Origin of the sequence: Ralstonia pickettii (genome assembly GCF_000607165.1) — a bacterium.
Lineage (GTDB): Bacteria > Pseudomonadota > Gammaproteobacteria > Burkholderiales > Burkholderiaceae > Ralstonia > Ralstonia holmesii.
The window spans coordinates 1-24,504 of record NZ_JFZG01000025.1 but is presented as its reverse complement, the minus strand read 5'-3'; the positions used below and the strand labels follow the sequence as shown (position 1 = coordinate 24,504).

22 protein-coding genes are annotated in these 24,504 nt (G+C 62.8%); 11 read left to right on the top strand and 11 right to left on the bottom strand.

The features are described from left to right. Positions 1-17: 17 nt before the first annotated feature. Positions 18-725 carry a succinate dehydrogenase iron-sulfur subunit gene (locus tag BG83_RS0122245; protein WP_024978805.1) on the bottom strand — a complete coding sequence of 236 codons (708 nt, stop codon included), beginning with the start codon at positions 723-725 and terminating at the stop codon, positions 18-20. Positions 726-882: 157 nt separating this feature from the next. Here BG83_RS0122245 and BG83_RS27995 point away from each other — a divergent pair, with 157 nt between their 5' ends. Next, entirely contained in the window at positions 883-1,143 is a 261-nt protein-coding gene (locus BG83_RS27995) for a hypothetical protein (protein WP_235193243.1), read from the top strand. Positions 1,144-1,210: 67 nt separating this feature from the next. Here BG83_RS27995 and BG83_RS0122235 read toward each other — a convergent pair whose 3' ends face one another. Continuing rightward, complete coding sequence (locus tag BG83_RS0122235; RefSeq protein WP_024978804.1) at positions 1,211-1,462, bottom strand: hypothetical protein; 252 nt, start codon at positions 1,460-1,462, stop codon at positions 1,211-1,213. 510 nt (positions 1,463-1,972) lie between these two features. Between BG83_RS0122235 and BG83_RS0122230 the strand changes: the two genes are divergently transcribed. The 7 genes from BG83_RS0122230 (at position 1,973) to BG83_RS0122200 (ending at position 10,489) form a co-directional block, all read left to right on the top strand. Beyond that, positions 1,973-3,499 carry a flavin-containing monooxygenase gene (locus tag BG83_RS0122230; protein ID WP_024978803.1) on the top strand — a complete coding sequence of 509 codons (1,527 nt, stop codon included), beginning with the start codon at positions 1,973-1,975 and terminating at the stop codon, positions 3,497-3,499. Positions 3,500-3,501: 2 nt separating this feature from the next. Next, positions 3,502-4,458 (top strand): alpha/beta fold hydrolase, encoded by a 957-nt coding sequence (locus tag BG83_RS0122225; RefSeq protein WP_024978802.1) that lies wholly within the window; start codon positions 3,502-3,504, stop codon positions 4,456-4,458. Between the two features lie 103 nt (positions 4,459-4,561). Beyond that, on the top strand, positions 4,562-5,983 hold the full coding sequence (locus tag BG83_RS0122220; RefSeq protein WP_024978801.1) for a coniferyl aldehyde dehydrogenase: 1,422 nt from the start codon (positions 4,562-4,564) through the stop codon (positions 5,981-5,983). A 30-nt stretch (positions 5,984-6,013) separates the two neighbouring features. Continuing rightward, complete coding sequence (locus BG83_RS0122215; protein ID WP_024978800.1) at positions 6,014-7,696, top strand: GMC family oxidoreductase; 1,683 nt, start codon at positions 6,014-6,016, stop codon at positions 7,694-7,696. Between the two features lie 23 nt (positions 7,697-7,719). After that, complete coding sequence (locus tag BG83_RS0122210) at positions 7,720-8,436, top strand: hypothetical protein (protein ID WP_024978799.1); 717 nt, start codon at positions 7,720-7,722, stop codon at positions 8,434-8,436. Positions 8,437-8,483: 47 nt separating this feature from the next. Next, positions 8,484-10,175 carry a long-chain fatty acid--CoA ligase gene (locus tag BG83_RS0122205; RefSeq protein WP_024978798.1) on the top strand — a complete coding sequence of 564 codons (1,692 nt, stop codon included), beginning with the start codon at positions 8,484-8,486 and terminating at the stop codon, positions 10,173-10,175. 41 nt (positions 10,176-10,216) lie between these two features. Then, complete coding sequence (locus tag BG83_RS0122200) at positions 10,217-10,489, top strand: hypothetical protein (RefSeq protein ID WP_024978797.1); 273 nt, start codon at positions 10,217-10,219, stop codon at positions 10,487-10,489. Positions 10,490-10,525: 36 nt separating this feature from the next. Here the strand turns inward: BG83_RS0122200 and BG83_RS0122195 are convergent, their stop codons facing one another. Beyond that, positions 10,526-11,077 (bottom strand): hypothetical protein, encoded by a 552-nt coding sequence (locus tag BG83_RS0122195; protein WP_024978796.1) that lies wholly within the window; start codon positions 11,075-11,077, stop codon positions 10,526-10,528. Positions 11,078-11,119: 42 nt separating this feature from the next. Beyond that, entirely contained in the window at positions 11,120-12,532 is a 1,413-nt protein-coding gene (locus tag BG83_RS0122190) for an efflux transporter outer membrane subunit (protein WP_024978795.1), read from the bottom strand. Positions 12,533-12,611: 79 nt separating this feature from the next. Between BG83_RS0122190 and BG83_RS0122185 the strand changes: the two genes are divergently transcribed. The 3 genes from BG83_RS0122185 to BG83_RS0122175 all read left to right on the top strand — a co-directional run bounded on the left by BG83_RS0122185 (position 12,612) and on the right by BG83_RS0122175 (position 17,451). After that, the gene (locus tag BG83_RS0122185; protein ID WP_024978794.1) at positions 12,612-13,169 is read left to right on the top strand and encodes a TetR/AcrR family transcriptional regulator; all 558 of its coding nucleotides are present in this window, start codon (positions 12,612-12,614) and stop codon (positions 13,167-13,169) included. Positions 13,170-13,270: 101 nt separating this feature from the next. Next, positions 13,271-14,347 carry an efflux RND transporter periplasmic adaptor subunit gene (locus BG83_RS0122180; protein WP_024978793.1) on the top strand — a complete coding sequence of 359 codons (1,077 nt, stop codon included), beginning with the start codon at positions 13,271-13,273 and terminating at the stop codon, positions 14,345-14,347. Continuing rightward, positions 14,344-17,451 carry an efflux RND transporter permease subunit gene (locus BG83_RS0122175; RefSeq protein ID WP_024978792.1) on the top strand — a complete coding sequence of 1,036 codons (3,108 nt, stop codon included), beginning with the start codon at positions 14,344-14,346 and terminating at the stop codon, positions 17,449-17,451. Before BG83_RS0122180 ends, BG83_RS0122175 begins: the two co-directional genes overlap by 4 nt. Before the next feature lie 110 nt (positions 17,452-17,561). On the opposite strand, the gene BG83_RS0122170 is transcribed toward BG83_RS0122175, so the two are convergent. The 7 genes from BG83_RS0122170 to BG83_RS0122140 all read right to left on the bottom strand — a co-directional run. Next, positions 17,562-18,263, bottom strand: a complete 702-nt coding sequence (locus BG83_RS0122170; protein WP_024978791.1) for a TetR/AcrR family transcriptional regulator — start codon at positions 18,261-18,263, stop codon at positions 17,562-17,564. A gap of 73 nt (positions 18,264-18,336) precedes the next feature. Continuing rightward, positions 18,337-19,026, bottom strand: coding sequence for a hypothetical protein (locus BG83_RS0122165; RefSeq protein WP_024978790.1), 690 nt, complete (start codon positions 19,024-19,026; stop codon positions 18,337-18,339). A gap of 66 nt (positions 19,027-19,092) precedes the next feature. After that, positions 19,093-19,773: a c-type cytochrome gene (locus tag BG83_RS0122160; RefSeq protein WP_024978789.1), complete on the bottom strand. Its 681-nt coding sequence runs from the start codon at positions 19,771-19,773 to the stop codon at positions 19,093-19,095. Further along, complete coding sequence (locus BG83_RS0122155; RefSeq protein WP_024978788.1) at positions 19,773-21,269, bottom strand: flavin monoamine oxidase family protein; 1,497 nt, start codon at positions 21,267-21,269, stop codon at positions 19,773-19,775. The genes BG83_RS0122160 and BG83_RS0122155 overlap by 1 nt, the downstream gene beginning before the upstream one ends. Before the next feature lie 35 nt (positions 21,270-21,304). Beyond that, the gene (locus BG83_RS0122150; protein WP_152543742.1) at positions 21,305-21,994 is read right to left on the bottom strand and encodes a c-type cytochrome; all 690 of its coding nucleotides are present in this window, start codon (positions 21,992-21,994) and stop codon (positions 21,305-21,307) included. Beyond that, positions 21,991-23,487 carry a flavin monoamine oxidase family protein gene (locus BG83_RS0122145; RefSeq protein ID WP_024978786.1) on the bottom strand — a complete coding sequence of 499 codons (1,497 nt, stop codon included), beginning with the start codon at positions 23,485-23,487 and terminating at the stop codon, positions 21,991-21,993. Before BG83_RS0122145 ends, BG83_RS0122150 begins: the two co-directional genes overlap by 4 nt. 193 nt (positions 23,488-23,680) lie before the next feature. Further along, positions 23,681-24,504, bottom strand: an 824-nt coding sequence (locus BG83_RS0122140) for a phytanoyl-CoA dioxygenase family protein (RefSeq protein WP_024978785.1), incomplete at its 5' end; no start/stop codon positions are given.

The following is a 24,504-nucleotide window of genomic DNA, read 5'->3' as shown; positions in this document are numbered from 1 at the left end:
CCTTTCTCCAAAACGGTTTAAATGATCCGGCGTACTAGCATGGTTTTGATCTCGCCGATCGCCTTCGCTGGGTTCAGTCCTTTCGGGCAAACGTCGGTGCAGTTCAATATCGAGCGGCAGCGGAACAGTCGATACGGATCCTCGAGATTGTCGAGCCGTGCATTCGTGCCCTCATCGCGTGAGTCCACGAGGAAGCGGTATGCCTGCAGAAGCCCCGCCGGGCCAACATATTTGTCGGGGTTCCACCAGAACGATGGACAGGCGCTCGAACAACAGGCGCACAGGATGCATTCGTAGAGCCCGTCAAGTTGATCGCGTTCGTCCGGCGACTGGAGGCGTTCGCGTTCAGGTGGTGGCGTATCGTTGATCAGGTATGGCGTGATCGAGTGGTATTGCTTGAAGAATGCCGTCATGTCGACGATCAGGTCGCGGACGACCGGCAAGCCGGGCAACGGGCGCAAAACCGTATGGCGTGGCAGATCGAGAAGGTTCGTCGTACAGGCAAGACCGTTCTTGCCGTTGATGTTCATCGCGTCTGAACCGCATACGCCTTCCCGGCAAGAGCGCCTGTAACTCAACGTTTCATCGAGCGCCTTCAGCCGCACCAAGACGTCGAGTAGCATCCTGTCAGTTGACGTGATGTCGATCTCGAACGTCTGCATGTGTGGCGCGGTGTCACGGTCCGGATCGTAGCGGAAGATGTCGAACGTTCTGGACTCGGCCATGGAGTTTTCCCGTCGTTCCCTGCACCAGCATCGCTGCGCATAGGCACTGCTACGCACGTGGTTCTGACAGCGGCCATGAGGGCACCGCTTCGCGACATCATCTTATGCATGCATCCTTTAGATATATCGCAACGTGATATAAAAAGCAAAGTCGGTCATGGTGACGTGGATCAGTTCTGGGCGGAGCACCGGCGACACAACGGCCGCCTGGGATGGCGCGAGATATGCGCTGCGCAATGCGCTCGGTATGCCGACGTCGACAATGGGTGATCCATCACTAGAGGTATTGAGCGGATCGCCACTGCAGACGGCACGGTTGCAGTATCGATTTTCCGACTACGTGGCGATCGTCACCGCGAGCAACTTGCCTTACGCCGGGCTGGCGGTGCGCGAACAGTACCTGTCGTCCGGTTTTTGATTTCACGAGGTCTAGGCGCACGGTGACCAAACAGCGTCACACAACCATCCATTGACCGAGGTTTTGTTCACATCATTACTTCGGCGCACTCGATCCGCAGGAGTTCAGCCATGGCCTCCATGTGGCTGTCAACGTAGGCCACGATGGTGCGCGGTGACACCGGCAGCAACTCATGCAGTTCCTGAAGGTCCTGCGTCAAGCTGACCGCCAGTTCCATCCACGGGTGCCACAACGTGCGCTGCGCAGACCGGGTCGAGGCGAAATCCAGGTCGGTCAAGTCAGGCCGCAGCGGCGCTTGCGCGTTGCTTTGCGTGTCCACCGAGATATAGCGAGAGACGAGCGCGCCTGGACTCTCAACGGTGGACGTTACTCAGTGCAGCAACACGCTACGGTTGAGTCTGCGGATCGCTGCCGCCACTACGGGGCGCCCATCACCTAGCTCGTGGCCACGTTCACTGATCGACCTCCTACAGCCATGCCGCTCGTTACGGGCGGCTTGCATTCTGCGGCAAGGCGGCGCCGTTCGCTGACGCGTGTCCCGCCACACACAGACTAGACGACATGCACATCCTTTGCGCCCGATCGCCTGGGTGTTTTCCCTACCTCACCCCAGCTTGAATCTAGGCCGTATCAACGCTAATATTTGGCCGATAGAACGCTAGCTGTAGGCCGATAATACGTACTTCAGGTGCCGTTTTTTGGGGAGGGCCTGCGTATGGCAGCGACGCGGGGTTCGGAGCGCAGCCCGAAAACCTCGGGTTTGACCACAGCGCTGCCACCCACATTGCTCCCCAGCCCTGGGCACCTCGCCCCAATCCGGAGACACGCTGTGACCGTACATCACCTTCCGCCCACAGAGCATGTGGACGTCCTCATCGTTGGCGCCGGCCTGTCTGGCATCGGTGTCGCGCGTTACCTGGAGACGGAGCGCGCGGGCACGTCCTACGTCATCCTGGAATCGCGCGCTGTCACCGGCGGCACATGGGACCTGTTCCGCTATCCCGGCATCCGCTCCGACTCGGACATGCACACCTACGGCTACGAGTTCAAGCCATGGCCGTACAAGAAGTCGATTGCCGGGGCGGCGGATATCCTCTCCTACCTGCGCGAGACCGCCGCTGAGTACGGGATCAATCGCCACATCCGCCTGAACCACAAGGTGATTCAAGCATCGTGGTCCAGCGCTCAAGCCCTATGGACAGTCGAGGTCGAGCGTACGGATACGGGCGAACGCAAAACGATCCTGGCCAAATGGTTGTTCAGCGCCGCCGGCTATTTCCACCACGATCAGGGCTTCACCCCGAAGCTGGAAGGCATCGAACGCTTCCAGGGCCGCACCGTGCATCCGCAGCATTGGCCGGAGGACCTCGACTACACAGACAAGCGTGTCGTGGTGATCGGCAGCGGCGCCACCGCCGTCACGCTGTTGCCGGCCATGGCGGACAAGGCCAAGCATGTGACGATGCTCCAGCGCACGCCCACCTATGTCGTGAGCCTGCCCTCGGAGGACGTCATCGCCAACACGCTGCGCAAGGTGATACCGCATGCGTGGGCCTATGCACTCGTGCGCCGCAAGAACATCGCCATTTCGCGCGGCATCTGGTACCTGTGCAAGAAGCGGCCAAAATTTGCGCGGCGTCTCATCCGCTTTCTCAACAAGCGCCAGTTGCCCAAGGGCTATCCGATCGACGTGCACTTCAACCCGCCCTACGACCCGTGGGATCAGCGTTTGTGCGCGGTGCCCGATGGCGATCTGTTCAAGGCCATACGCAAAGGCCAGGCATCCGTGGTGACGGATCACATCAAGACGTTTACGGAGACCGGCATCCTGCTGGAGTCGGGGCAAGAGCTGCCGGCGGATATCGTCGTAACTGCCACCGGGCTCAACATTCGCCTGTTCGGCGGCATCAAGCTGATTGTCGATGGCGAGCCCGTCGATCTGCACAGCACGGTGACCTTCAAAGGCATGATGCTCAGCGGCGTGCCGAACTACGTCTTCTCCATCGGCTACACGAACTCGTCGTGGACGCTCAAGCTGGGGCTGCTGGCGCAACACTTCTGCCGCATGCTCGACCACATGGATCGCACCGGCTCCGCGATCTGCGTGCCCAAGGCTCCCGACGCTGACATGCCCAAGCTTCCGCTGCTCAACCTCGGCTCCGGCTACGTTAAGCGCGCCATCCAGAGCATGCCTTGCCAGGGCCTGGAAACGCCCTGGATCATGTCGGAGGACTACAACGTCGACGTCGCCAACCTGGGAGACAGCCCGGTCGAAAACCCGTTCCTGCGTTTTGAGCACGCCAACCAAGCGGGCAGCACGGCGCGCTCGCAGGCCCGGCAAGCGGTGGGAGCCTGATCATGTCGATCCACGCCATGGATGAAGCGCACGATCTGTTCTGCGACGCGCCGACCGGTGTCCGCCTGTGCTACCGCACGTACGGGCTCGAAAGCGCTGAGCCTCTTCTGCTCGTCGCGGGCCTGAGCCTGCAACTGACGTCGTGGCCCGCCAACATGATCGACGGCTTGGTGCAACGTGGCTTTCGCGTCATCGTCTTGGACAACCGCGACGTCGGCCGCTCCTCCCGCATCGCGCAGAAGCCGCCCGGGTTGCTGCGGCAATTCCTGCGATTGCCGATGCCTTCCGGCTACAGCCTTGAAGACATGGCCGCCGATACGGTTGGCCTGCTCGATCATCTGTGTGTGGCGCGTGCGCATATCGTGGGGATGTCGATGGGCGGCATGATCGCGCAGATCATCGCCGGTAGCCATCCGCACCGCACGCTGTCGCTCACCTCGATCTTCTCCACCACCGGCTCTCGAAAGGTCGGCCAGCCGGCCATATCCAGCATGTCGATGCTGACCAAGCCGCCCGCACGCACGCGTGACGAAGCCGTGCAGCGTTACAGCGCGATCATGGCGCACATCGGTACGCAGACGTACCCCGTGGACGACGCTGCGCGACGCGCCTACGCCGCCGACGCGTGGGACCGAGGCCAGCAGGCGATGGATGCCGAAGGCGTGGCTCGCCAGCTCGGGGCGATCATCAAGTCGGGTGACCGGACAGCAGAAGTCCGCCGCATCCGGGTGCCGACGCTGGTGGTGCACGGCGATCGGGATCTGATGGTGGCAGCCAGTGGCGGCACCGCAACTGCTGCTGCCATCCCCGATGCAGAGATGGTCACCATTCGCGGCATGGGCCACGACATCTCGGAGGGCGTCGCGCCGTTATTGGTCGACCTGATTGCCGGACATGCGAAACGCAATACGGCAGCTTCCGCAGCCGAACAGATGAACGCCAGCAGGCATTCCGCCTGAGTACGTTCCGGCGTGCCGGGACCACCTGGCCGGCATCCACGCACAACCAAAACAAAAACAGCCGTTGCTGCGATCTCTCAATCGAGAGCGCATAGGAGACACCATGCTGCAAGGCTCCCCAACCGAGCTTGTCGCCAGCTTTGAACGCCAGCGCCAGGCTTTCGCGCTGGACCCCGACCCGACACTGGCCACGCGCCTGTCCCGTCTCGATCGGCTCGCGGCCTGGCTCGACTCGCACGAGTCTGACATCGTGCGTGCCATCGACGTCGACTTTCAAGGCCGCTCGGCGCACGAAACCCGACTTGCCGAGGTGTTTGTCGTGCGCACGGGCATCCGTCATGCGCGGCGCCACCTGAAGCAGTGGATGCGCACGCAGCGCGTGCCGACTGCATTGCACTTCCGCCCCGCCTACAACCGGCTCATGCCGCAGCCGCTGGGCGTGGTGGGCATCATTGCGCCGTGGAACTATCCGCTGCAACTGTCGTTGGGGCCAGCGCTTGCCGCGCTTGCGGCCGGCAACCGGGTGTTGATCAAGCCGTCAGAGCTCACGCCACGGCTGTCGGCGTTGCTCGCTTCGATGGCGCGCGAAATATTCAACCCGGATGAACTCGATGTCGCCATCGGCGATGTTGAACTGGGCAAGGCCTTTGCCAGCCTGCCGTTCGATCACTTGTTCTTCACGGGTTCGACCCAGGTGGGGCGTGACGTGGCGCAAGCGGCGGCGGCCAACCTGACACCGGTGACTCTGGAACTCGGCGGCAAATCACCAGCCATTCTTGATGTGTCGTGCAATGTCGCGGTTGCGGCGCAACGCATCGCATTCGGCAAGCTGCTGAACGCAGGGCAAACCTGCGTCGCGCCGGATTACCTGCTCGTGCCCGCAGGTACGGCGGAAAACGTCGCATCGCATCTGGAGCGGGCCATCACGAAGCTCTATCCGAAGCTCGCTTCCAACCCCGACTACACCGCCGTCATCAGCGAACGCCATCGTGCACGTTTGGCAGAGATGGTCCGCGAGGCGCGCACCGCAGGCGCACGCGTGATCGAGGTCAACCCGGCTGGCGAAGCGTTCAACGCGGCATCACGCAAGTTCCCGCCCACGCTCGTGATTGGCGCCCCCGTCGCCACGCGTTTGATGCGTGAAGAGATCTTCGGCCCAGTGTTGCCCATCGTCGAATATGCAAACCTCGACGATGCACTGGCGTACGTCCAGCGCAACGCCCGCCCGCTCGCGCTGTACTGGTTTGGTGACGATGCATCGCGCTGCAATCGCGCACTGCGCGAAACCGTATCGGGCGGTGTGACGATCAACGACTGCCTGTGGCACCTGGCGCAAGAGAGCCAACCCTTTGGCGGCGTCGGCCCCAGCGGCATGGGGGCCTACCACGGCAAATGGGGATTCGACACCTTCAGCAAGCGCAAGCCGGTCTTTCATCAGGCCCGCTGGAATGGCACCGCGCTGTTCCACCCGCCCTACGGCCACATCTTCAACTGGCTGCTGCGCGTGCTGTCGCGCATTGCCTGATCCCGTCGGTTGCTTGTCGAGAGAAACATCATGAATCAACAATTCGATTACATCATCGTCGGCGGCGGCTCGGGCGGCTGCGTGGTCGCGGGCCGGCTGTCCGAAGACCCGAACATCTCGGTTTGCGTGCTCGAGGCAGGGGGGCATGGCGACGGCATGATGGTCAAGGTCCCGGCGGGCGCGGTCGCCATGGTGCCAACCCGTCTCAATAACTGGGCATTCGATACCGTGCCGCAGGCCGGGCTTGGTGGGCGCATCGGCTACCAGCCTCGCGGCAAGATGTTGGGCGGTTCCTCTGCCATCAACGCGATGGTCTACATCCGCGGCCACCGCAGCGATTACGATCACTGGGCGTCGCTGGGCAACGGCGGCTGGTCGTATGACGACGTGCTGCCCTACTTCCGCCTCAGCGAGCACAACGAACGCTTCGACAACACATGGCACGGCCGCAACGGCCCGCTGAATGTCAGCGACCTGCGCACCGACAATCCCTTCCAGGCACGCTATCTGGAAGCCGCCCGCCAGGCGGGCCTGCCGCTCACGGACGATTTCAACGGCGCGCAACAGGAAGGCATCGGCATCTACCAGGTCACGCAGAAGCAGGGGGAACGGTGGAGCGCGGCGCGTGCGTATCTGCACCCGCATATCGGCCGACGCGCCAATCTTACGGTCGAAACCCACGCGCAAGTCCGCCGCATCCTGTTCGAAGGCAAGCGCGCCGTTGGCGTGGAGGTGCTGCAGAACGGCACGGTACGCACACTGCGCGCGCGGCGCGAAGTGGTGCTGGCTGCAGGTGCGCTCCAGACGCCGCAGTTGCTGATGCTGTCTGGCGTGGGGCCAGCACAGGAGCTTGCACGCGTGGGCATCCAGGCCGTGCAGCATCTGCCGGGCGTGGGGCGCAATCTGCAGGACCATCCCGACTTCGTCTTCGGCTACAGCGCACGCAGTCTCGACACAATTGGCGTCTCACTTCGCGGCGGTGTGCGCATGCTGGGCGAGATCCTGCGTTTCCGCCGCGAGCGGCGCGGCATGCTGACGACGAACTTCGCCGAAGGTGGCGGCTTCCTGAAGACACGCCCCGAACTCGAGGCACCCGACATCCAGCTGCATTTCGTGGTGGCGATGGTGGACAACCACGCGCGCTGCATGCGCCTGGGCCATGGGTTCTCGTGCCACGTCTGCCTGCTGCGTCCGCACAGCCGGGGCGCGGTCACGCTGCGTAGTAACGATCCGCTCGCCGCACCGCTCATCGACCCGGCCTTCTTCGATGACCCGCGCGATGTCGAAGACATGGTGGCCGGCTTCAAGATCACGCGCCGGCTCATGCAGGCGCCCGCACTGGCCAAGTGGGCCACGCGCGACCTCTTCACCCCACACGTGAAGACCGATGACGACATCCGCGCAGTCCTGCGGCAGCGCACCGATACCGTCTATCACCCCGTCGGCACCTGCCGCATGGGCCAGGACGAGATGGCCGTAGTCGACCCACAACTGCGCGTGCACGGCCTGGACGGGCTGCGTGTTGTCGACGCGTCGATCATGCCGACCCTGATCGGCGGCAACACCAACGCACCCACCATCATGATCGGTGAGAAGGCCGTCGATCTGATCCGCGGTGTCAGCCGTGTCACGCCCGGCATGCGCGAAGAGGCGCAAACCTCCGCCGCGCAGTCCGCGATCCATCACCAAGAAGTCCGTCACGCAAACACCTGAGGTATCCCTGGAGATTGATGCATATGAACTCGTATAACGCAGCCAGGTTCACGGCCTGGAGCGCCATCCTTGGCGGTCTCGCGGCTTGCGCCACCATCGCCCTGTCGGTGGTCGTCACGGGCGGCGACATCGAAATGGTGCCTCACGGCCCCGCAATGCTGGCCTTGCCGGCGCAAGCGCGTGACCTGTTCCGCTGGTGGATGCTGGCCGACGTGCTGGGCTTCTATCTGCCGTTCGTGGCCATTGGCGGCTACTTCCTGCACACGTTTCGTGAAGAGCTTGGGGCACTCCGCGAAATGATCGCCATCGCCATCGCGGTCTATATCGTCTGCGGCATCGCTGGGGCGGTGCTCCAGTTGTCGACCATCCATCCGCTCGCCCATGTATATGCCAGCGGGGAAGACGGCGCGAAAGTTGCAGCGGCAGCCGTGTGGACCGCCATCGCCAATGCCACGCAAAGCGGGTTCTGGTGGGTGGAAGGCCCGCTCGTGTTCTTCTGGACACCGATTGCCGGAAGACTGCTCAAAAAAGCGGGCTGGCGCGGATCGTTCCTTCTCCATATCGTCGGCTGGGGCTTCGGGTGCTATTTCGTGTTCGGCTTCTTCCCCAGCCTTGCTTCGATCGCAGATGCGGGCGAGACCATCGCCGTCCTCGCCCTGCCGATCTGGATGCTGATTTTCGGCTGGCAACTGATGCGTCGCGCGCCGACGCTTGCCGTGCCGAATGCCGCCCGGGCTTAACACCCTGTCTCGCTGTCTATTACCCACGTGAAGTTTGGAGTCGAAACATGCCCCCGGAAACCTCCGCGCACTGGCCAGCGCACCTTCCCCGTCATCTGACCCTGCCCGCGACCAATCTGTACTTCAACGCGGAGGTTTCGGCGGCCCGCTATCCGGACAAGCCGTTCATCGTCTTCTACGACACGCCGATCACGTTTGCGGAGTTCAAGGACGAGACCGAACGGATTGCCGGGTATCTGCAGCAACGCTGCAACGTGAAGGCCGGAGACCGCGTGTTGCTGTACATGCAGAACAGCCCGCAATGGATGCTCGCCTATTACGGCATCCTGCGCGCCAACGCCGTCGTCGTACCCATCAATCCGATGAACATGACGGACGAGCTTCGTCACTACGTCGAGGACAGCGGTGCACGCACCGCCTTCGTGGCGCAGGATTTATACGAACGCATCGCGCCGCTCGCCGACGATGCCGACGGGCAGCTTGCGCACACCATCGTCGCGACGTACAGCGACTATCTGAAGCGGCCATCCAGCATCACGCCGCCGGAGTTCGTCAGCGCGCCACGCCATATCGACGGTGGTGACCGCATTGGCGTCACGCATTGGAGCGACATGCTGGATGCGCGCGTTGCGCCAGGGCCGCTGACCGCAGGGCCGGACGACCTCTGCGTGATGCCGTATACGTCGGGCACGACGGGCAAGCCGAAGGGATGCATGCACACGCATCGCAGCGCGATGTGCACGGCGCTCGGCGTGGTCAACTGGGCGAGCGGCACGCAGAACTCAATCCTGCTGTCGGTACTGCCGCTGTTTCATGTGACGGGCATGCAGAGTGGGCTGAACGCGCCGCTCTTCAGCGGCGCAACCGTCGTCGTACTGCCACGCTGGGATCGTGATGCAGCCGCGCACGCGATCGAGCATCACCGTGTGACGGACTGGTGGTCCATTTCAACAATGGCCATCGATTTTCTTTCGAACTCGAAGCTCGATGACTATGACCTGTCGAGCCTGCGTGTGGTGGCCGGTGGCGGCGCGGCGATGCCGGACGCCGTCGCCAAGAAACTGCACGACAAGACCGGCATCGAGTACATCGAAGGCTACGGCTTGTCGGAGACGATCGCCCCGACGCACATCAACCCGCCGCACCGGCCGAAGCCGAATTGCCTCGGCATTCCCATGTTCGATGTCGATGCCCGGATCATCGACCCGCAGACACTCGAAGCATTGCCGCAAGGCGAGACCGGCGAAATCGTGACGCACGGCCCGCAGCTGATGCAAGGCTATTGGCGCAATCCGGAAGCCACGCGCGAAGCGTTCATCGAAATCGACGGCAAGCGCTTTCTGCGTACCGGCGACCTCGCCAGAATGGACGAGGAGGGCTATTTCTTCATGGCGGATCGTCTGAAGCGGATGATTAACGCGTCGGGCTACAAAGTGTGGCCGGCCGAGGTGGAGACCATGCTGTATTACCACCCTGCCATCCAGGAAGTCTGCGTGATTGCCGCGCGCGACGCGCATCGGGGCGAGACGGTGAAAGCGTTCGTCGTGCGCAATGCACGGCATGCGCCGGCCGTGACCGAAGACGACATCATCACGTGGTCCCGCGAGAACATGGCGGCCTACAAGGCACCACGCATTGTTGAATTTGTCGCGTCACTGCCAAAATCGGGCACCGGCAAGATCATGTGGCGCGAGCTTCAGGAGCAGGAAGCCGCGAAGGCTGCAAGTACCGCAAGCTGAGCCGATGGGCACAATCCGCATCCACCTCTGGAGATTCCACCGTGTTCACCGTCGCTAGCAAGTTGCTGCTGCTCTTTGTGTATGGCGTCGCAGCCGGCAGTTACCTGACGGCGCTGCCGCTGGCGCCGGACGCCGTCCACTGGGTGCGTGTCGCGGCTGCGGTGCTGCTCGCCGTGCATGCGCTTGAAGTGCTGATCTGCTTCCGAAAGGTGGCCCTGCACAAGGGACCGCTGTTCGATAGCGTGCTGCTGACGCTGCTGTTCGGTGTCCTGCACTGGAAGCCGACGGCGGATGCCGCGCGTCGCCCGCGCTGATCGCGGGGCAGCACTCCGAAAACATCGATCGGCCACTCAGACAGTAGCCTCAAAGAACGACAGCCCCGCCATGACAACCCCGACCACCAGCAGTACGGTCGGGGTGCGCGTGTTGGCATCGAACCCGGGGTGCCGTGCCACACGCGTCTCCAATGCCCGATTCACTGACTGCAGGATCTGGCGCTCGTTCGCATCGACTGCATCGAAGATGTTCGTCAACGCGTTGTCCGTATCTGGAAACGGATCGCGCAGGAGCTGAGCCGCATCGGCACTAGCACGCTGCAGGCATGCGGCGGACAGCAGCGCCGATGCCACCATGGACGTAACCGCCGCCATCGCAAAGCCCACGCGCACCATGCTGCCAGCGGCGTGAAGGTCGACGGCGCCAAAGCGCAGGATCGACGCATACAGCGTGATCAATCCTGCCAGTGCCCCGAGCGATAGCGTGAACATCATGCGCAGATGGCTTGTGAGCAGCAGTCTTGCGCCCTCGATATGTTCCAGGTGGATCTTCACGAACGTATCGATCGCGAAGCGGCATGCCTCAAAACGGAGTTGCCGATCTTCGGACGCTTGTGCCTGGCTCATGCGCAGCCTCCTGATTGGCGAAAAAGCTGCCCCATATTCCTATCAAACCGCGCCGGCAAACACGCGGCGCAGGCCCACGGCAGCCGTCCAACGCGCGCCTTCCGCCTGGCTGACGGCATCCTGCGCGCGCAGGTAGCTGCGCCGTGCATCCAATACCGAGCTCGCATCTGCCAGGCCGGCATCGAACAGCCGTTCCGCGCGCTGTGCCGCAGTTTCGCCCGCAGCCTGCGCCTGCTGCCACTTGGTCAAAGAGGCTTCCGAGGTGGACCACTGTGCCAAGGCCACCTCGGCGTCCGACAGTGCGGCCAGCATGGCCTTTTCATACTCGGCCATTGCCTCATTGGCCTTAGCCTCGTTGACCGCGATGTTGGCGCGGATACGCCCGCCGTCCAGGATCGGCAACGTCAGCGAAACGCCGTAACCCAATACCACCTGCGGAGACGCGGATTGGCCAACGATCGCCGTCCGTTCACGCGTGTTGGCCCACTCAATCTGCAGTCGGGGGTAGACCTCTCGACGCGCTACACCCACGCGTGCCAGCGCAGCATCCAGCGCGCGAGCTTGACGCAAGACGTCCGGGCGGCGCTCCAGCAGTTCGCCAGGCAGCAAAGTCGCCGGCGGCTGCGGCACGGTGGCGGTCGCCTGCAAGTTCAACGCCGGCGCTTCACTCACGCCCAACAACACGGCCAGTTGTCGATGACGTATCCGCCGAGAACCATCCAACTGCTCGGTAGCGGCTTGCTCCTGCGCCAGCTCTGCCTGCCAGCGGTCCACATCGACCGACGTCGCCTGCCCTGCGTCGAACTTGCGGCGAACCACTTCGACCTGGCGCTGCGCAACGGCAATCGCCTCACGGTTCAACGCCACGCGGTGCGCAAGCGTCTGCAACTCGAAATAGGCGGTTGCCACATCGGCCGCCAGCGCGATCTGGGTTGCTCGTAACGCCTGGGAGGCGGCTTGTGCGTCGGCCTCGGCGGCGTCGATCGCCAAAGCCCCTCGGCCGGAGACATCGATTTCCCAGCTCGCGCGCAGGCCGGCGAAACTACGCTCAGCACGCGGATCGATACCCGTTTCCCGGCCGCGTTGTGCCCCTGCCACAGCGCCCAGCTGCGGCCGGCGCTCAGCCTGTGCCCCATCGGTCAGTGCGCGCGCCTGGGCCAGCCGCGCGGCGGCGATCTTCAGGTCTCGGTTTGATTTGAGGGCGGTATCAATCAGCGTATTCAGTTCATTGTTACCAAAGTCGCGCCACCACTCGGCAGCCACGACACCTTGGATGGGGATTGCGCTTTCGCTCCACTGGCTAGGCACGTTGACGGCGGTTGCCGCCGGCGCGGAGCCCACCGGGGCCGTGGCGCAGCCGGCCAATCCAATCAGAGTGAGCACCGCTGCGCCGAGCAGCGTCTGGCGCGTGGCGCGACGAAATACGGGGGCAGCGGAAGAAATCAGGGGGTGCATGCAATAGCTCCGGGCATTGACGAGTTGATTTCTTTAACTATACTATACGTATAGTAAAGTTCAAACACGAGGAGATGCCATGGCAACACCCAATGAGTCCGCCAACTCTCGCGACAAAATTCTCGATGCCGCAGCAGACCTGATGGCCGAGCGTGGTGTGACCCAACTCACCATCCAGGCGACGGCAGATGCCGTCGGCATCACCAAAGCCGGGCTGATCTATCACTTCAAGACACGTGACGATCTGCTCACTGCCCTAGTCGAGCGCATGGTGGCCGAGCTGGACGCACAGGTCGGCGTACCAGCGCCGGACGATGCCAAGCCGATTTCGCTACGGGCAAAGATGGCCGAGCTGGCCAGCTTCACCTTCGACATGCCTGCCAGCCGGAAGCAGCTCATGGCCAATATGTTGTCGGCGGCCTCCGCTCACCCGCACTTGCTGCCGCCAGTCCAGGCGTTGTTCGCTCGCGGCTATGACGCACTGGACCACGGCCCAAAGGCCGGTCTTGCGCAACTGCTGTCGGTTGCGCTGGACGGCCTGCTGCTGCTCGAACTCCTTCAACTGCACGAGTTCACGCCCGACCAGCGCGCCGCCATGCGCAAGACGGTGGAAGAACTGGCGCGCGGTCTGCCCTAACCCCTGCCCCATCGCTTCGATTCAAAGGTTGTCCCATGTGTACCCATTTCCAGCCCATCGCCGGGCTCACGGCTCTTGCGGCCGTGGTGTCAGCATTCGCCATGAGCGCCTGCACCCCATCCGCCACACCGGTGGCTGCACCGCCCAAGCCGGTCAAGGTCGAAGTCGTCGGCGCGGTCAAGGCCCGAGCATCCGCCGACAGCTTCGTCGGCACGCTGCGGGCACGCCAGCGCAGTGACCTGGGCTTCGAGGCCGCCGGGCGAGTGGTCGCCATTCCCGTCGAGGTGGGTGACCGGGTGCGTGCGGGCCAGGTGCTTGCACGGCTGGACGAGTCTCCAGCCCGCTGGCGCCTGAACAAGGCAGAAGCCGACCGTGCCGCCGCAGCAGCAACGGCGGTGGAACGCCGAGCCCAATTGCAGCAGCAAGAGGCGCTGGCACGCGACAAGATCATTTCGCAAACGGCGCTGGAATCTGCACGGGCCGCCCACCAGCTTGCGCAAAGTCAGCTGGCAGCAGCCGATGCCGCACTTGCTGCGGCCCGCCGAGACCTGGCGCTCACCCACATCACTGCCCCGTTTGACGGCGAAATCGTGGCACGCCTGACGCAGCCTTTCTCTGATGTTGCGCCGGGCCAGGCCATCCTGCAGATTCAGGCCGGCAACGCACTGGAGGTGGTTGCCATGTTGCCCGACAGCGTCGCCGCTACCCTTTCTTCCGGAGACAGCGCCCAGGGCAAGAGCGACTCCGAGTCATTCCCGCTTGCACTGGAGCGGTTGTCCGCCCGCAGCGACAACGGCTCGCTGGTGCAGGCAATCTTCCGCGTGCCACAAAGTGCGGTTACCTCGAAACATCTGCGCAGCGGCGGCGTCGTGTCGGTCGAGTTGGCCAACCGCACCGCGCCCAACGCGATCACCGTGCCAGCGCCTGCCGTCATGTGGGGCGACAAGCCCGGCCAGGCTGCCGTCTTTGTGCTGGACCAGACCGGCAAGCTGCAACGCCGCTCAGTCCAAGCGGGCACCGCCGTGCAGCGCGAGGGCCGCGTCACGGTTTCGCAAGGCCTGACGGCCGGCGACCGTGTGATCGTCGCGGGCACCGCCTTCCTGCATGAAGGCCAGCTCGCCCAAGCACATCCGACGCAGACCCTGCTTCAAGGCGCAACGGAAGGGGTCGCGCAATGAAACTCACCGAAAGCGCGCTCAACAGTACCCGCCTGACATTCTTCGTTGCGCTGCTGATTCTGGTATCGGGCGTCTTTGCCTTCCTTAGCTTCCCCTCGCAAGAGGAGCCCTCCACCACCGTCCGCGACGCGATCGTCATCGTGGCCAACCCTGGCCTGCCTGCAGAACGCATGGAGCAGTTGGTCGCGCGCCCCTTGGAAGAGCGGTTGCGCCAGTTGCCAGAGCTCAAGCACGTGACGAGCACGGTGCGCCCCGGCACCGTCATCCTGCAAGTCAACCTGCGCGATGAAGTGCGCAATCTGATGCCGGTCTGGCAACGCATGCGCGCCAAGATCGAAGAGGCTCGCCCCCTATTTCCCGCCGGCACGCTGCCGCCACAAATCAACGATGACTTTGGCCGCGTGGCCATCGCCTCGATCGCCGTCACAGCACCGGGCTTCTCGATGAGCGAGATGCGTGAGCCGCTCAAGCGCCTGCGCGAGGGCATCTATGCCATCAAGGGCGTACAGGGCGTGACCTTCCATGGGTTGCAGGACGAACGCGTCTATATCGAATTCGACCGCACACGTCTCGCCGGCCTGGGTCTGGGTGCCAACGCCGTACTGCAGCAACTGCACCAGCAGAACGTCGTGCTCTCGGGCGGGCAGGTCGTGCTCTCGGGCCTGAACAGCGCTGTCGTCGCCTCAGGTGAAATCCGCTCTCTGGAGGCGCTGCGCGACTTCGTGCTGGCCGTGCCCGCCAGTGCTGGCACGGCGCCAGCTACCGTCCGTCTGGGCGACATCGCCCAGATACGCGTGCTGCCGGCTGATCCTCCGGAGTCCGCAGCCATCTACCGCGGCGATAACGCCGTGGTGCTGGGTGTATCGATGCGCTCCGGCCAGAACATCAAGATGCTGGGCCAGGAACTCAAGGAGCGCGTGGCTCAGTTGGAGCAGCAGTTGCCCGCCGGTTTCTCGCTGGACTTCGTGACCTACCAGGCTGACGTGGTCGAGCGCGAGATGGGCAACATGAACCGCGTGATGGAAGAAACCATCGTCATCGTGATGACAGTGGTGGTGCTGTTCCTGGGCTGGCGCGCCGGCATCATCGTTGGCAGCATCGTGCCGCTCACGATTCTTGCCACGCTGCTGGTGATGCGCGCATTGAGCATCGAGCTGCATATCGTCTCAATGGCGGCCATCATCATTGCGTTGGGCCTGCTAGTGGACAACGGCATCGTGATTGCCGAAGACGTCGAGCGACGCTTGGCCATGGGCGAAGACCGCAAAACGGCCTGCATCCGGGCTGGCCAAACGCTAGGGATTCCGCTGCTGACCTCTTCACTGGTCATCATCTTCGCCTTCTCGCCATTCTTCTTCGGCAACACCACGGTCAATGAATACCTGCGGCCGCTGGTGATCGTGGTGGCGTTGTCGTTGCTGAGCTCGTGGCTGCTCTGTCTGACGGTGACGCCGCTGCTGTGCTACTTCTTCCTGAAGCCCGGCCACCACAACGCCAACGAACCACCGAAAGAAACCGGCTTCTACGCGGGCTATGCGCGCGTGATCCGCAAGGTGCTGGACCACAAGGGCAAAATGCTGGCCGCGATGACAGTGCTGTTCATCGGCTCGATGATTCTGCTCTCGCGCGTGCCGACCGGGTTCTTGCCCCCGTCGGAGCGCCCGCAGTACCAGGTTGCAATTGAGCTGCAGCCAGGCAGCGATGCACGACGCACGCAAGCCGTGGTGCGGGACCTGAGCCACTGGCTGAGCGACAAGAAAGCGAACCCCGAAGTCACGACCAGTATCGGTTACGTGGCAGATGGCGGCCCCCGCGTCGTGCTCGTGCTCAACCCGCCGTTGCCGGCCTCGCACGTGGGCTACTTCACGGTGAGCGTGCAGAGTGCGAAGGATGTTGCACCCATGATCGAGCGCACACGCCAGTGGATGGCGCAGCGCTATCCCGATGTGCGCGTGGATGCCAAGCGCTTCTCACGCAGTACGAACGATGCAGGCATGGTGGCCTACCGGATCAGCGGCCCGGACGAAACCGTACTGCGTGACATTGGCAGCAAGATCGAAGGCGTGCTGCGCCCGCTTCCTGGGATGGTGCAGGTGCGCAATGATTGGGGCCCGCGCGTGCCGCGTGTCGACGTGCAGATCGACCAGCGCAAGGCACGCCGCCTGGGCATCAGCAGCGAAGACATCGCCACCTCGCTCGGCGCCCGATATACCGGCGTTGAGGTCTCCGTCCTGCGCGACGGCGACACGCTCGTCCCGCTGGTGGTGCGTGGCAGCGATGCTGAACGCGCCCGCCCCGAAGACTTGGCCAACACGCTGATCCACCCGGCCAGCGGCGCGGCACCTGTGCCCCTGTCTGCACTGGCGAGTGTGTCGCTGTCTTCTGAGCCGTCGGCCATCCGCCGGCGCGACCTGGTGCGTACGTTGACCGTGGAAGGCCGCAGTACACAGGCCACTGCGCAACAGACCGTCGACCGCGCTGCTCCGAACATCGCAAAGATCACGTTGCCCCCGGGCTACCGTATCGAGATGGGTGCTGAGATCGAGGAGGCCGCCGATTCCAACGCATCCCTCGAGACATACCTGCCGCTCGCGGTGGTGGCCATGCTGTTGCTGTTCGTCTGGCAGTTCAACTCCTTCCGCAAGCTGACGCTGATCGTGGGCATCATCCCGTTTGCGATGATCGGTGTGGCGCCGGCACTGCTGCTCGGCGGCGAGCCCCTGGGCTTTATGGCCAACTTCGGCATCCTGTCGCTGGCCGGCATCATCGTGAACAACGCGGTGCTACTGCTTGAGCGCATCGAGGCCGAACTGGCTGCTGGCAAGCCCAGGCGCGAAGCCGTGGTGGCGGCTGCCGTGGCGCGGCTGCGCCCCATCGTGATGACCAAGCTCACGTGCGTGGCGGGTTTGATCCCTCTGTTGCTGTTTGGCGGCAGCCTATGGGCGGGCATGGCGCTCACCATCATCGGCGGGCTGCTGCTTGGCACGTTGATCACGCTGGGTCTGGTGCCTGTGCTTTACGAACTGCTGTTCGGCGGGCGGCTGGCGCGCTGGCTTGAACAACGTCGCAGCGGTGCGGCCTCGGGATCGATCGCTCACTCCTGATGCAATGCGGGTCCTGATATGCAGGACCTGCACTGCGTCGATCTCTTAAAGCCAAAGGGGGTGGCCTTTCAGAGCACCCCGTTGGCTTTTGGCATGTCGAAACTTCGCGGTTAGATGGCCGATGGCTGGGCAGTCAGGGGCGGAGGCGCCGGAAGTGCTGCATCTGGAGAGGGATTGCGTAGCAGCCCATGCAACAGCAGCGATACCACATGCGTGATGAACACCTTCGGCTCCAGCGCCTTAGCTGCACAGATGCCAAAGGAGTGCTTCCACATCTTCAGAAACAGCATCGGTGCGACCAGTGCCAGCGTGGTCTGTTGCACGTCGGTTTCTCGAAAATCGCCCCGCGCCACGCCGCGTGCCAGGATGGATGCGAACAGCCGGTCATAGCGCTCTATGACTTCCACGCTGTAGTACTGCATGAGATCGGGGAAGTTGCCCGATTCGGCGATCAACAGTTTGGTTAGCCCCGAGGCAGCGGATTCACCAGTTCGCTCCCACCAGCGCATCAAAATCTCGTGCAGCAGCGCCTCGCTGGTCCCTTCGAAGGTATCAATGAAGGCCTCGCCTTCAGCCAGCACAGGCAAGAGGTTTTCCTGGATCACTGCCTTGAACAGCTCTTCCTTGCTGGCGAAATACAGGTAGACCGTGCCCTTTGATACCCCAGCGGCCGCGGCGACATCTTCCAGCCGCGTGGCCGCATAGCCGCGCACAACGAACAGGTCCAGCGCAGCAGAGACCAGCTCTTGCGGCCGGGTTTCCTTGCGTCGAACCCAGCGTTTAGCGGACGGCTCGCGGCTTTGACGCTTCAAGGCACCCACTCCAAAAGTGTATGGCCGACTCGTTCCAGAGCCTCTAAAAGAAATGTCTACAAGAACGGCGTGATCACTGCGAAGTCCGTTCTAGGCCGCCAAGGGCATAACCCCGATTCAGGTTCCTTTCCTGTGCCTGCGCGCGCTCCAAGGCGCAATAGGCGTAATAAAACACCACGGACTGATAAGCCCAGACAAGCATCGCAATCGTATAGAAAACCGCGTGATCATCGTCACCCGGTATATGGTAGAAATCATAGATGCTGGCAATCGTCTGTGCGGATACCAACGCCAGGATCACGCCGAAAGCGATCCGCTTCTCTCCGGCGCTTAGCAATTTCTTGATCACGTAAACGACGTAAACCGAGAACAAAGACCACATCACCAGATAGAAGTAAGGCTTTGGCCCCACCATGAAATCTGCTGTCCATACCACCACAGTTGCTGCCAGCGCGCCCAACACATACATGACATCAGCGCCCATCGATGGCTTGTATCGATGCGTCACAGCCATCATGCCGGCGATCCCGATCACCGGTACACCGGCGGTTCTGGAAAATGCATCGCAAAAAAGCGAGATGTTCAAGAACATCCGTTCGCCGGTTAATGCATTGGTCAATAGGTTCGTCGCCGAGAACGCCACAACCAGCCACTCGAACCCGAGGAGGAAGTTGCGCTTCTTGAGAAGCTTGATCCCGTAGATTAATGAAGCCGTGATCAATGTGAAATCAGCAAGGCAATAAAGATAGTATTTTGGTTCCATGATGAATTCCGGTGGTGTTGATGAATGTCTTCACCATTGCGCTTATCCACGAATATCAGTTCTTTCTTATCGGCTGGCGATGAATTGCGCGAGGTCCTCGATATCCTGTTGCGACAACGGACCGGCCATCGCTGCCATCGCCCCGGTGGGATCGTGGCGCTTACCAGTCTTGAAGTTCGTGAGCTGGTCGACCAGGTAGTCGTGGCCCTGCCCTGCCAATCGCGGATACGCATCCTTCCCCTCGAGCTGCTGCCCATGGCAGGCGGCGCAGTTCTTGTCTTTGGCCAGCGCCTCGCCTCGTGCCACGCGGGCCGCATCGGCATGGAAGCTCGTGTTCGGCAGCGGCGTCATCTGCGAGAAATGCGTCACCATCGACTCGAACTCGTGCTCCGACAGGCTGAGCGCAAATGGCGTCATGGTCGGGTCGCTACGCTCGCCACTGGCGAATGCCTTGAGCTGCTTCCTGAGATATGCCTCCTTCTGCCCCGCCAAGCGCGGATAGGCTTGGGTAACGGCGTTGCCTTCGAAGCCGTGGCAGTAAATGCAAGAATCGCTGGCGCGAGGCCAAGGGCCATTCACACGTGCGTTGTTGTCCGAGATCTTGTCGACCTCATTGCTTATCCGCAGCAGGCCATAGACTTCCGGCCCATAAACGATGCCGCCGACCACGGCAGTTGCCACCAGCAGCCAGCCTGACAGGATGAGCATCCGCTTGCCGCGGCTGCGTGGTTTCGTTGCGATATTCATCAAGCCTTCCCCCCGGCTACGGCCTGCAGCGCCTGCAACGCTGCCTTGTGGCCGGAACGCACCGCACCATCCATGTAACCCGCCCAGATTTCCGCGGTTTCCGTGCCCGACCAGATCAGCTTGCCGACAGACGGATGCAGGGCTTCACCGTACGTGGTGAGAAAACCGGGCGGCATCGGCGACACGCAGCTCAGCGTCCATTTGTCTGCCTTGAGCCAATCACGCTGATGGAATGCGATGGGGTGCAGCGCTTCGTCGCCAAACGCCTCGGCATAGATCTGCGAGAGTTGGGCCTCGGCCTCCTTCGGATCAGCCGGCAGCATGCTGATGTGCACGAACGCGTTGATCACGCCGAACGAGACATCCTCCGGCGAGTTGTCGTACGCCCAAAGCACCGGCCCCCCCGGTTGAAAAATCCAGCCGTTCAGGCCCTTGTCGCGCCAGAACGCTTTCTTGTAGACGTGCGTCGTCTTGCGTCCGGGCGCAAACGCCGGCCAGCGGCGCTGCATTTCGCGGCGTTTCTCCGGCAGCGGCGGGTCGAAGGCGATCTGATTGCACAGCATCGGCGCGAGCGCAACGATCACGTTACGCGCACGGACCACACCATTCGCGGTATGAATGGCAACCGGTCCGTTCTGCCAGTTCTCAATGCGCAGCACGGGGCTCGACAGTCGGACCTTGTTACCCAACGCTTCCGCCATCTTGATCGACAGAATCTGCGAGCCGCCCGAGATACGGGTGCCTTGCGCGCCGTCCTTGACCGCTTCGAGCCGGTCGTAATTGCATTCGGCTGAATTGACCATCGACAACCAGTGCAGCAGCGACAGTCGCGCCGGCGAGGCGCCGCCCGTGATCGCCAAGCCGGTCGACCAACCGATCTGGTCTGCGTTTGCGATGTTCTTTTTCACCAGCCAATCGCCGACCGACATCGCGTCGAACTCGGCGGCGCGCGGCGATTTCCACGGCGCGCCGCACGGCACGCTCTTGGCCAGTTCCTCGAGTTCATGCGCAATCTTCGGATCCGTGCCGAACCCGCCCTCAGTATCGACTGCAGCACGCGCGCCACCGGCCAGCATCACGGTCTTGCCCTGCCAGTAGGTGGGAAACGTGCCAACACCCAGCTCACGTACCAGATCGGCAACCGCAGTTTGACCCGGCCCGATCCATTGGCCACCCGATTCCGAGAAGTAGCCGTTGCCGAGGTCGTGGTTGAGAGTCCGTCCGCCGACGCGGTCGCGCGCTTCCAGCACCACGAAGGACTCGCACCCCGCACGCTTCAGGTCACGTGCCGCGGTCAGGCCGGCCAGCCCGGCACCGATGATGGCCACCTCAAGTACGTCCCGCTCATCGCTCGCAGCCGTTGCCGCGCTCGCCACCTTCGGCAATGCCGCCGCCGTCGCCGCTGCTGTCACCGATGCGGCCATGCCGAGAAAGCCGCGCCGCGTGAGCGCAGCCGCCTCCGGCGTCTCATCGCCTTTCTTTGCAATATCGTCCATCTTGCTTCCCGCCTAGCTTGAAAAATCTGCGTGGTCTATCGGCTTGCGATGTATTGCGCGAGGTCGTCGATATCCTGCTGCGACAGCGCTCCGACAACTGCCGGCATCGAGCCCGTGGCATCGCGGCGCGCGCCGCTCTTGAAGCTGGTCAGTTGATCGCGCAGATAGCCGTAACCCTGCCCGGCCAACCGCGGATACAGGTCTTTTCCCTCCAACTGCTGCCCGTGACAAGCGGCGCAGTTGTTGGCCTTGACCAGCGCCTCGCCGCGCGCCACGTGTGCCGGGTCCGCCTGGAACGTCGTGTTCGGCAGCGGCGTCATCTTCGAGAAATGCGCCGCCAAGCCGTCAAGCTCGTGTTGCGACATGCTCACCGCCAGCGACGTCATGGTCGGATTGCTGCGCTCGCCGCTGGCGAAGGCGGTGAGCTGCTTCTTGAGGTAGGCCTCCGGCTGACCCGCCAGGCGCGGATAGGTCTGGGCGCGTGCGTTGCCACCATAACCATGGCAAGACACGCACACTTCGCTGACGCGTGGCCATGGACCGCCGACACGCGTGTCCTCCTGCGTGATCTGATCGAGCTGCTTGCCAATCTGCAGCAGGCCATAGAAGTTCGGCCCGTACATGACGCCACCGACCACCACTGCGGCCAACAGGAGCGCGCCCCCCAGTACCAGAATCCGCTTGCCGCGACCGCGTGATTTTGTTGTCGTATTCGTGTTCATCATGCTTTCCCCCCAGCCGCAGCCTGAAGCGCTTGCAATGCCGCCTTGTGGCCCGACCGTATTGCACCGTCCATGGTGGTAATCCAGATTTCTGCGGTTTCCGTACCCGCCCAGATCAACCGGCCGATTGGCGGATGCAACACATCGCCGTACTTGGTGAGAAAGCCTGGAGGGATGGGCGATGTGCAGCTCAATGACCAGTTGTCAGCCTTGCCCCAGTCGTGCTCGTGGTACGCAACGGGATGCAGCGCTTCGTCGCCAAACGCCTGGGCATAGATGCGCGAGAGCTCGGCTTCGGCAGCCTTGGGGTCGGACGGCAGCACGCCGTTGTTCACGAAGGCCGAGATCACGCCGAACGAGACATCCTCCGGCGAGTTGTCGTAGGCAAATTGGATCGGCCCCCTCAATTGCACGAGCATGCCGTCCAAGCCCTTGTCACGCCAGAACGCCTTCTTGTAGACATGCGCTGTCTTGCGCATCGGTGCATAGGCAGGCCAGCGGCGCTGCATTTCCCGGCGCTTTTCCGGCAGCGGCGGATCGAAGGCGATCTGGTTGCACAGTGATGGCGAGAGCGCGACGATCAAACTGCGCGCGCGAACCACGCCCTTCGCGGTGTGGATGGTCACCGGTCCGTTTTGCCAGTTCTCGATACGCAGCACCGGGGTCGACAGGCGCACCTTGTCGCCCAGCGCCTCGGCCATCTTGATTGACAGGATCTGCGAACCGCCCGAGATGCGGCTCTCCTGTGCACCGCCCTTGATTGCTTCGAGCTGCCTGTAATTGCAATCCGCCGAGTTGATCAGGGACAGATAGTGCAGCATCGATAGTTTTTCCGGTGCAGTACCTGTCGTCAGCTGCGCGGCGAGCACCCAGCCGATTTGGGCTTCCGGTGTAAGGTTCTTGGTTGCCAGCCAGTCAGCAAGCGACATGGCATCGAACTCGGCAGCACGCGGTGACGTCCACGGCGCGGCCGTCGGCACGCTCTTGGCCATCTCCTCGAGCTCGCGCCGCAGCTTCGGATCCGTGTCAAAGCCGCCGTCGTTTGCGATGGTTGTGCGTGCGTTGCCGGCAAGCATCACGAAATCGCCCTCCCAGTGCGTCAGAAAGGTGCCGACACCCAGCTCGCGAGCCAGATTGGCGATCGCGGTCTGGCCGGGCCCGATCCATTGGCCACCCGCTTCCGAGAAGTAGCCGTTGCCGAGATCGTGGTTGAGGGTCCGTCCGCCGACGCGGTCGCGCGCTTCCAGCACCACGAAGGACTCGCACCCCGCACGCTTCAGGTCACGTGCCGCGGTCAGGCCTGCCAGCCCGGCGCCAATGATGGCCACCTCGAGCACATCGCGGCCATCGCTTGCTGCAGTGACTGCGCTCGCCACATTCGGCAGTACCGCCGCCGTTGCCGCTGCCGTCACCGATGCGGCCATGCCGAGAAAGCCGCGCCGCGTGAGCGCTGCCGCCTCGGGCGCCTCATCGTGTTTCTTTGCAATGTCGTCCATCTTGCCCCCGGGCTTAACTTGAAAAATCTGCGTGATCTATTGGCTTGCGATGCATTGCGCCAGGTCGTCGATATCCTGTCGCGACGGCACTCCGACGCCCCTGGCATCTCGCCAGTGACATCGCTGCGTGCACCGCCCTTGAAGCGGTTGAGTCCTCCCCATGCGCTCCATGGGGAGGACGGATGCACTGGAGTCAGTCGAAGTGGCCGACCTCGGCAAAGTCGTCCTGCTGGAGCAACGCCTGCGGGTCGGTCATCACCCCGTTGCGCTCGACAAATCCCGCATAGGTCGTGCTACACGACCATCCAAGCAGTCGCTGCATTTCCTCAGGGAAGCGCTTGACGCGCTCGATCGGCAACGTCAGGTAGTGGTTCTCTTCCTGCCGCAAGATCGCGAGGTCATACGACATGGTCAGCCCCGTGCGCGGCGCATTGCTACGGTTCTGACCACCTCCGTGGTACGTCGAACCGATGAAGATCAGTGCATCGCCAGCGTCCATCGAGGTCGGGATCGCTTCTTCTTGCTTTGGCATGCGCTCGTCATCCCACTTGTGGCTTCCGGGGATGACCAAGGTCCCGCCGTTCTCTTCGGAGAAGTCGGTGATGGCGATCATGATTTGCACGCGAGCTTCCCGGTTGTAGCCGGGGTGTCGCCACAGCCAGACTGAATCGTCACGGTGCAACGGTTGCATGCCCTGACCGGGTCGAATCTGGATAGCCTGCGTCACGCCCACCTGAATATCGGGGGCCACCTCGACCTGGTTCTCTCCACTCCAGAGCTTGATCGGCTTCTGCAGGATGAGGCGTGCAGTTTCGAGATACAGCGGGTTCAGCGCGACGTCGACCATATGGTCAGTGCGGGCAAACAGGCGTGACAGCCGCCGCGTTTGTGTACCGGCAAAGTACTCGTCCACCCCGTTTGGGGTTGCTTCGAGCATCGGAAGAAGATCCTTCTTCAGGTTCTCGAGCAAGCTTGGGGCTAGGAAGCCCTTCACGATCACACCGCCGTCCGCTTCAA

Bases quoted from the DNA above. Each gene is read 5' to 3' on its own strand.
- BG83_RS0122245 (WP_024978805.1), bottom strand. From the start codon at position 725: ATGGCCGAGTCCAGAACGTTCGACATCTTCCGCTACGATCCGGACCGT.
- BG83_RS27995 (WP_235193243.1), top strand. From the start codon at position 883: ATGGTGACGTGGATCAGTTCTGGGCGGAGCACCGGCGACACAACGGCC.
- BG83_RS0122225 (WP_024978802.1), top strand. From the start codon at position 3,502: ATGTCGATCCACGCCATGGATGAAGCGCACGATCTGTTCTGCGACGCG.
- BG83_RS0122220 (WP_024978801.1), top strand. From the start codon at position 4,562: ATGCTGCAAGGCTCCCCAACCGAGCTTGTCGCCAGCTTTGAACGCCAG.
- BG83_RS0122215 (WP_024978800.1), top strand. From the start codon at position 6,014: ATGAATCAACAATTCGATTACATCATCGTCGGCGGCGGCTCGGGCGGC.
- BG83_RS0122210 (WP_024978799.1), top strand. From the start codon at position 7,720: ATGAACTCGTATAACGCAGCCAGGTTCACGGCCTGGAGCGCCATCCTT.
- BG83_RS0122205 (WP_024978798.1), top strand. From the start codon at position 8,484: ATGCCCCCGGAAACCTCCGCGCACTGGCCAGCGCACCTTCCCCGTCAT.
- BG83_RS0122195 (WP_024978796.1), bottom strand. From the start codon at position 11,077: ATGAGCCAGGCACAAGCGTCCGAAGATCGGCAACTCCGTTTTGAGGCA.
- BG83_RS0122190 (WP_024978795.1), bottom strand. From the start codon at position 12,532: ATGCACCCCCTGATTTCTTCCGCTGCCCCCGTATTTCGTCGCGCCACG.
- BG83_RS0122185 (WP_024978794.1), top strand. From the start codon at position 12,612: ATGGCAACACCCAATGAGTCCGCCAACTCTCGCGACAAAATTCTCGAT.
- BG83_RS0122180 (WP_024978793.1), top strand. From the start codon at position 13,271: ATGAGCGCCTGCACCCCATCCGCCACACCGGTGGCTGCACCGCCCAAG.
- BG83_RS0122175 (WP_024978792.1), top strand. From the start codon at position 14,344: ATGAAACTCACCGAAAGCGCGCTCAACAGTACCCGCCTGACATTCTTC.
- BG83_RS0122165 (WP_024978790.1), bottom strand. From the start codon at position 19,026: ATGGAACCAAAATACTATCTTTATTGCCTTGCTGATTTCACATTGATC.
- BG83_RS0122160 (WP_024978789.1), bottom strand. From the start codon at position 19,773: ATGAATATCGCAACGAAACCACGCAGCCGCGGCAAGCGGATGCTCATC.
- BG83_RS0122155 (WP_024978788.1), bottom strand. From the start codon at position 21,269: ATGGACGATATTGCAAAGAAAGGCGATGAGACGCCGGAGGCGGCTGCG.
- BG83_RS0122150 (WP_152543742.1), bottom strand. From the start codon at position 21,994: ATGATGAACACGAATACGACAACAAAATCACGCGGTCGCGGCAAGCGG.
- BG83_RS0122145 (WP_024978786.1), bottom strand. From the start codon at position 23,487: ATGGACGACATTGCAAAGAAACACGATGAGGCGCCCGAGGCGGCAGCG.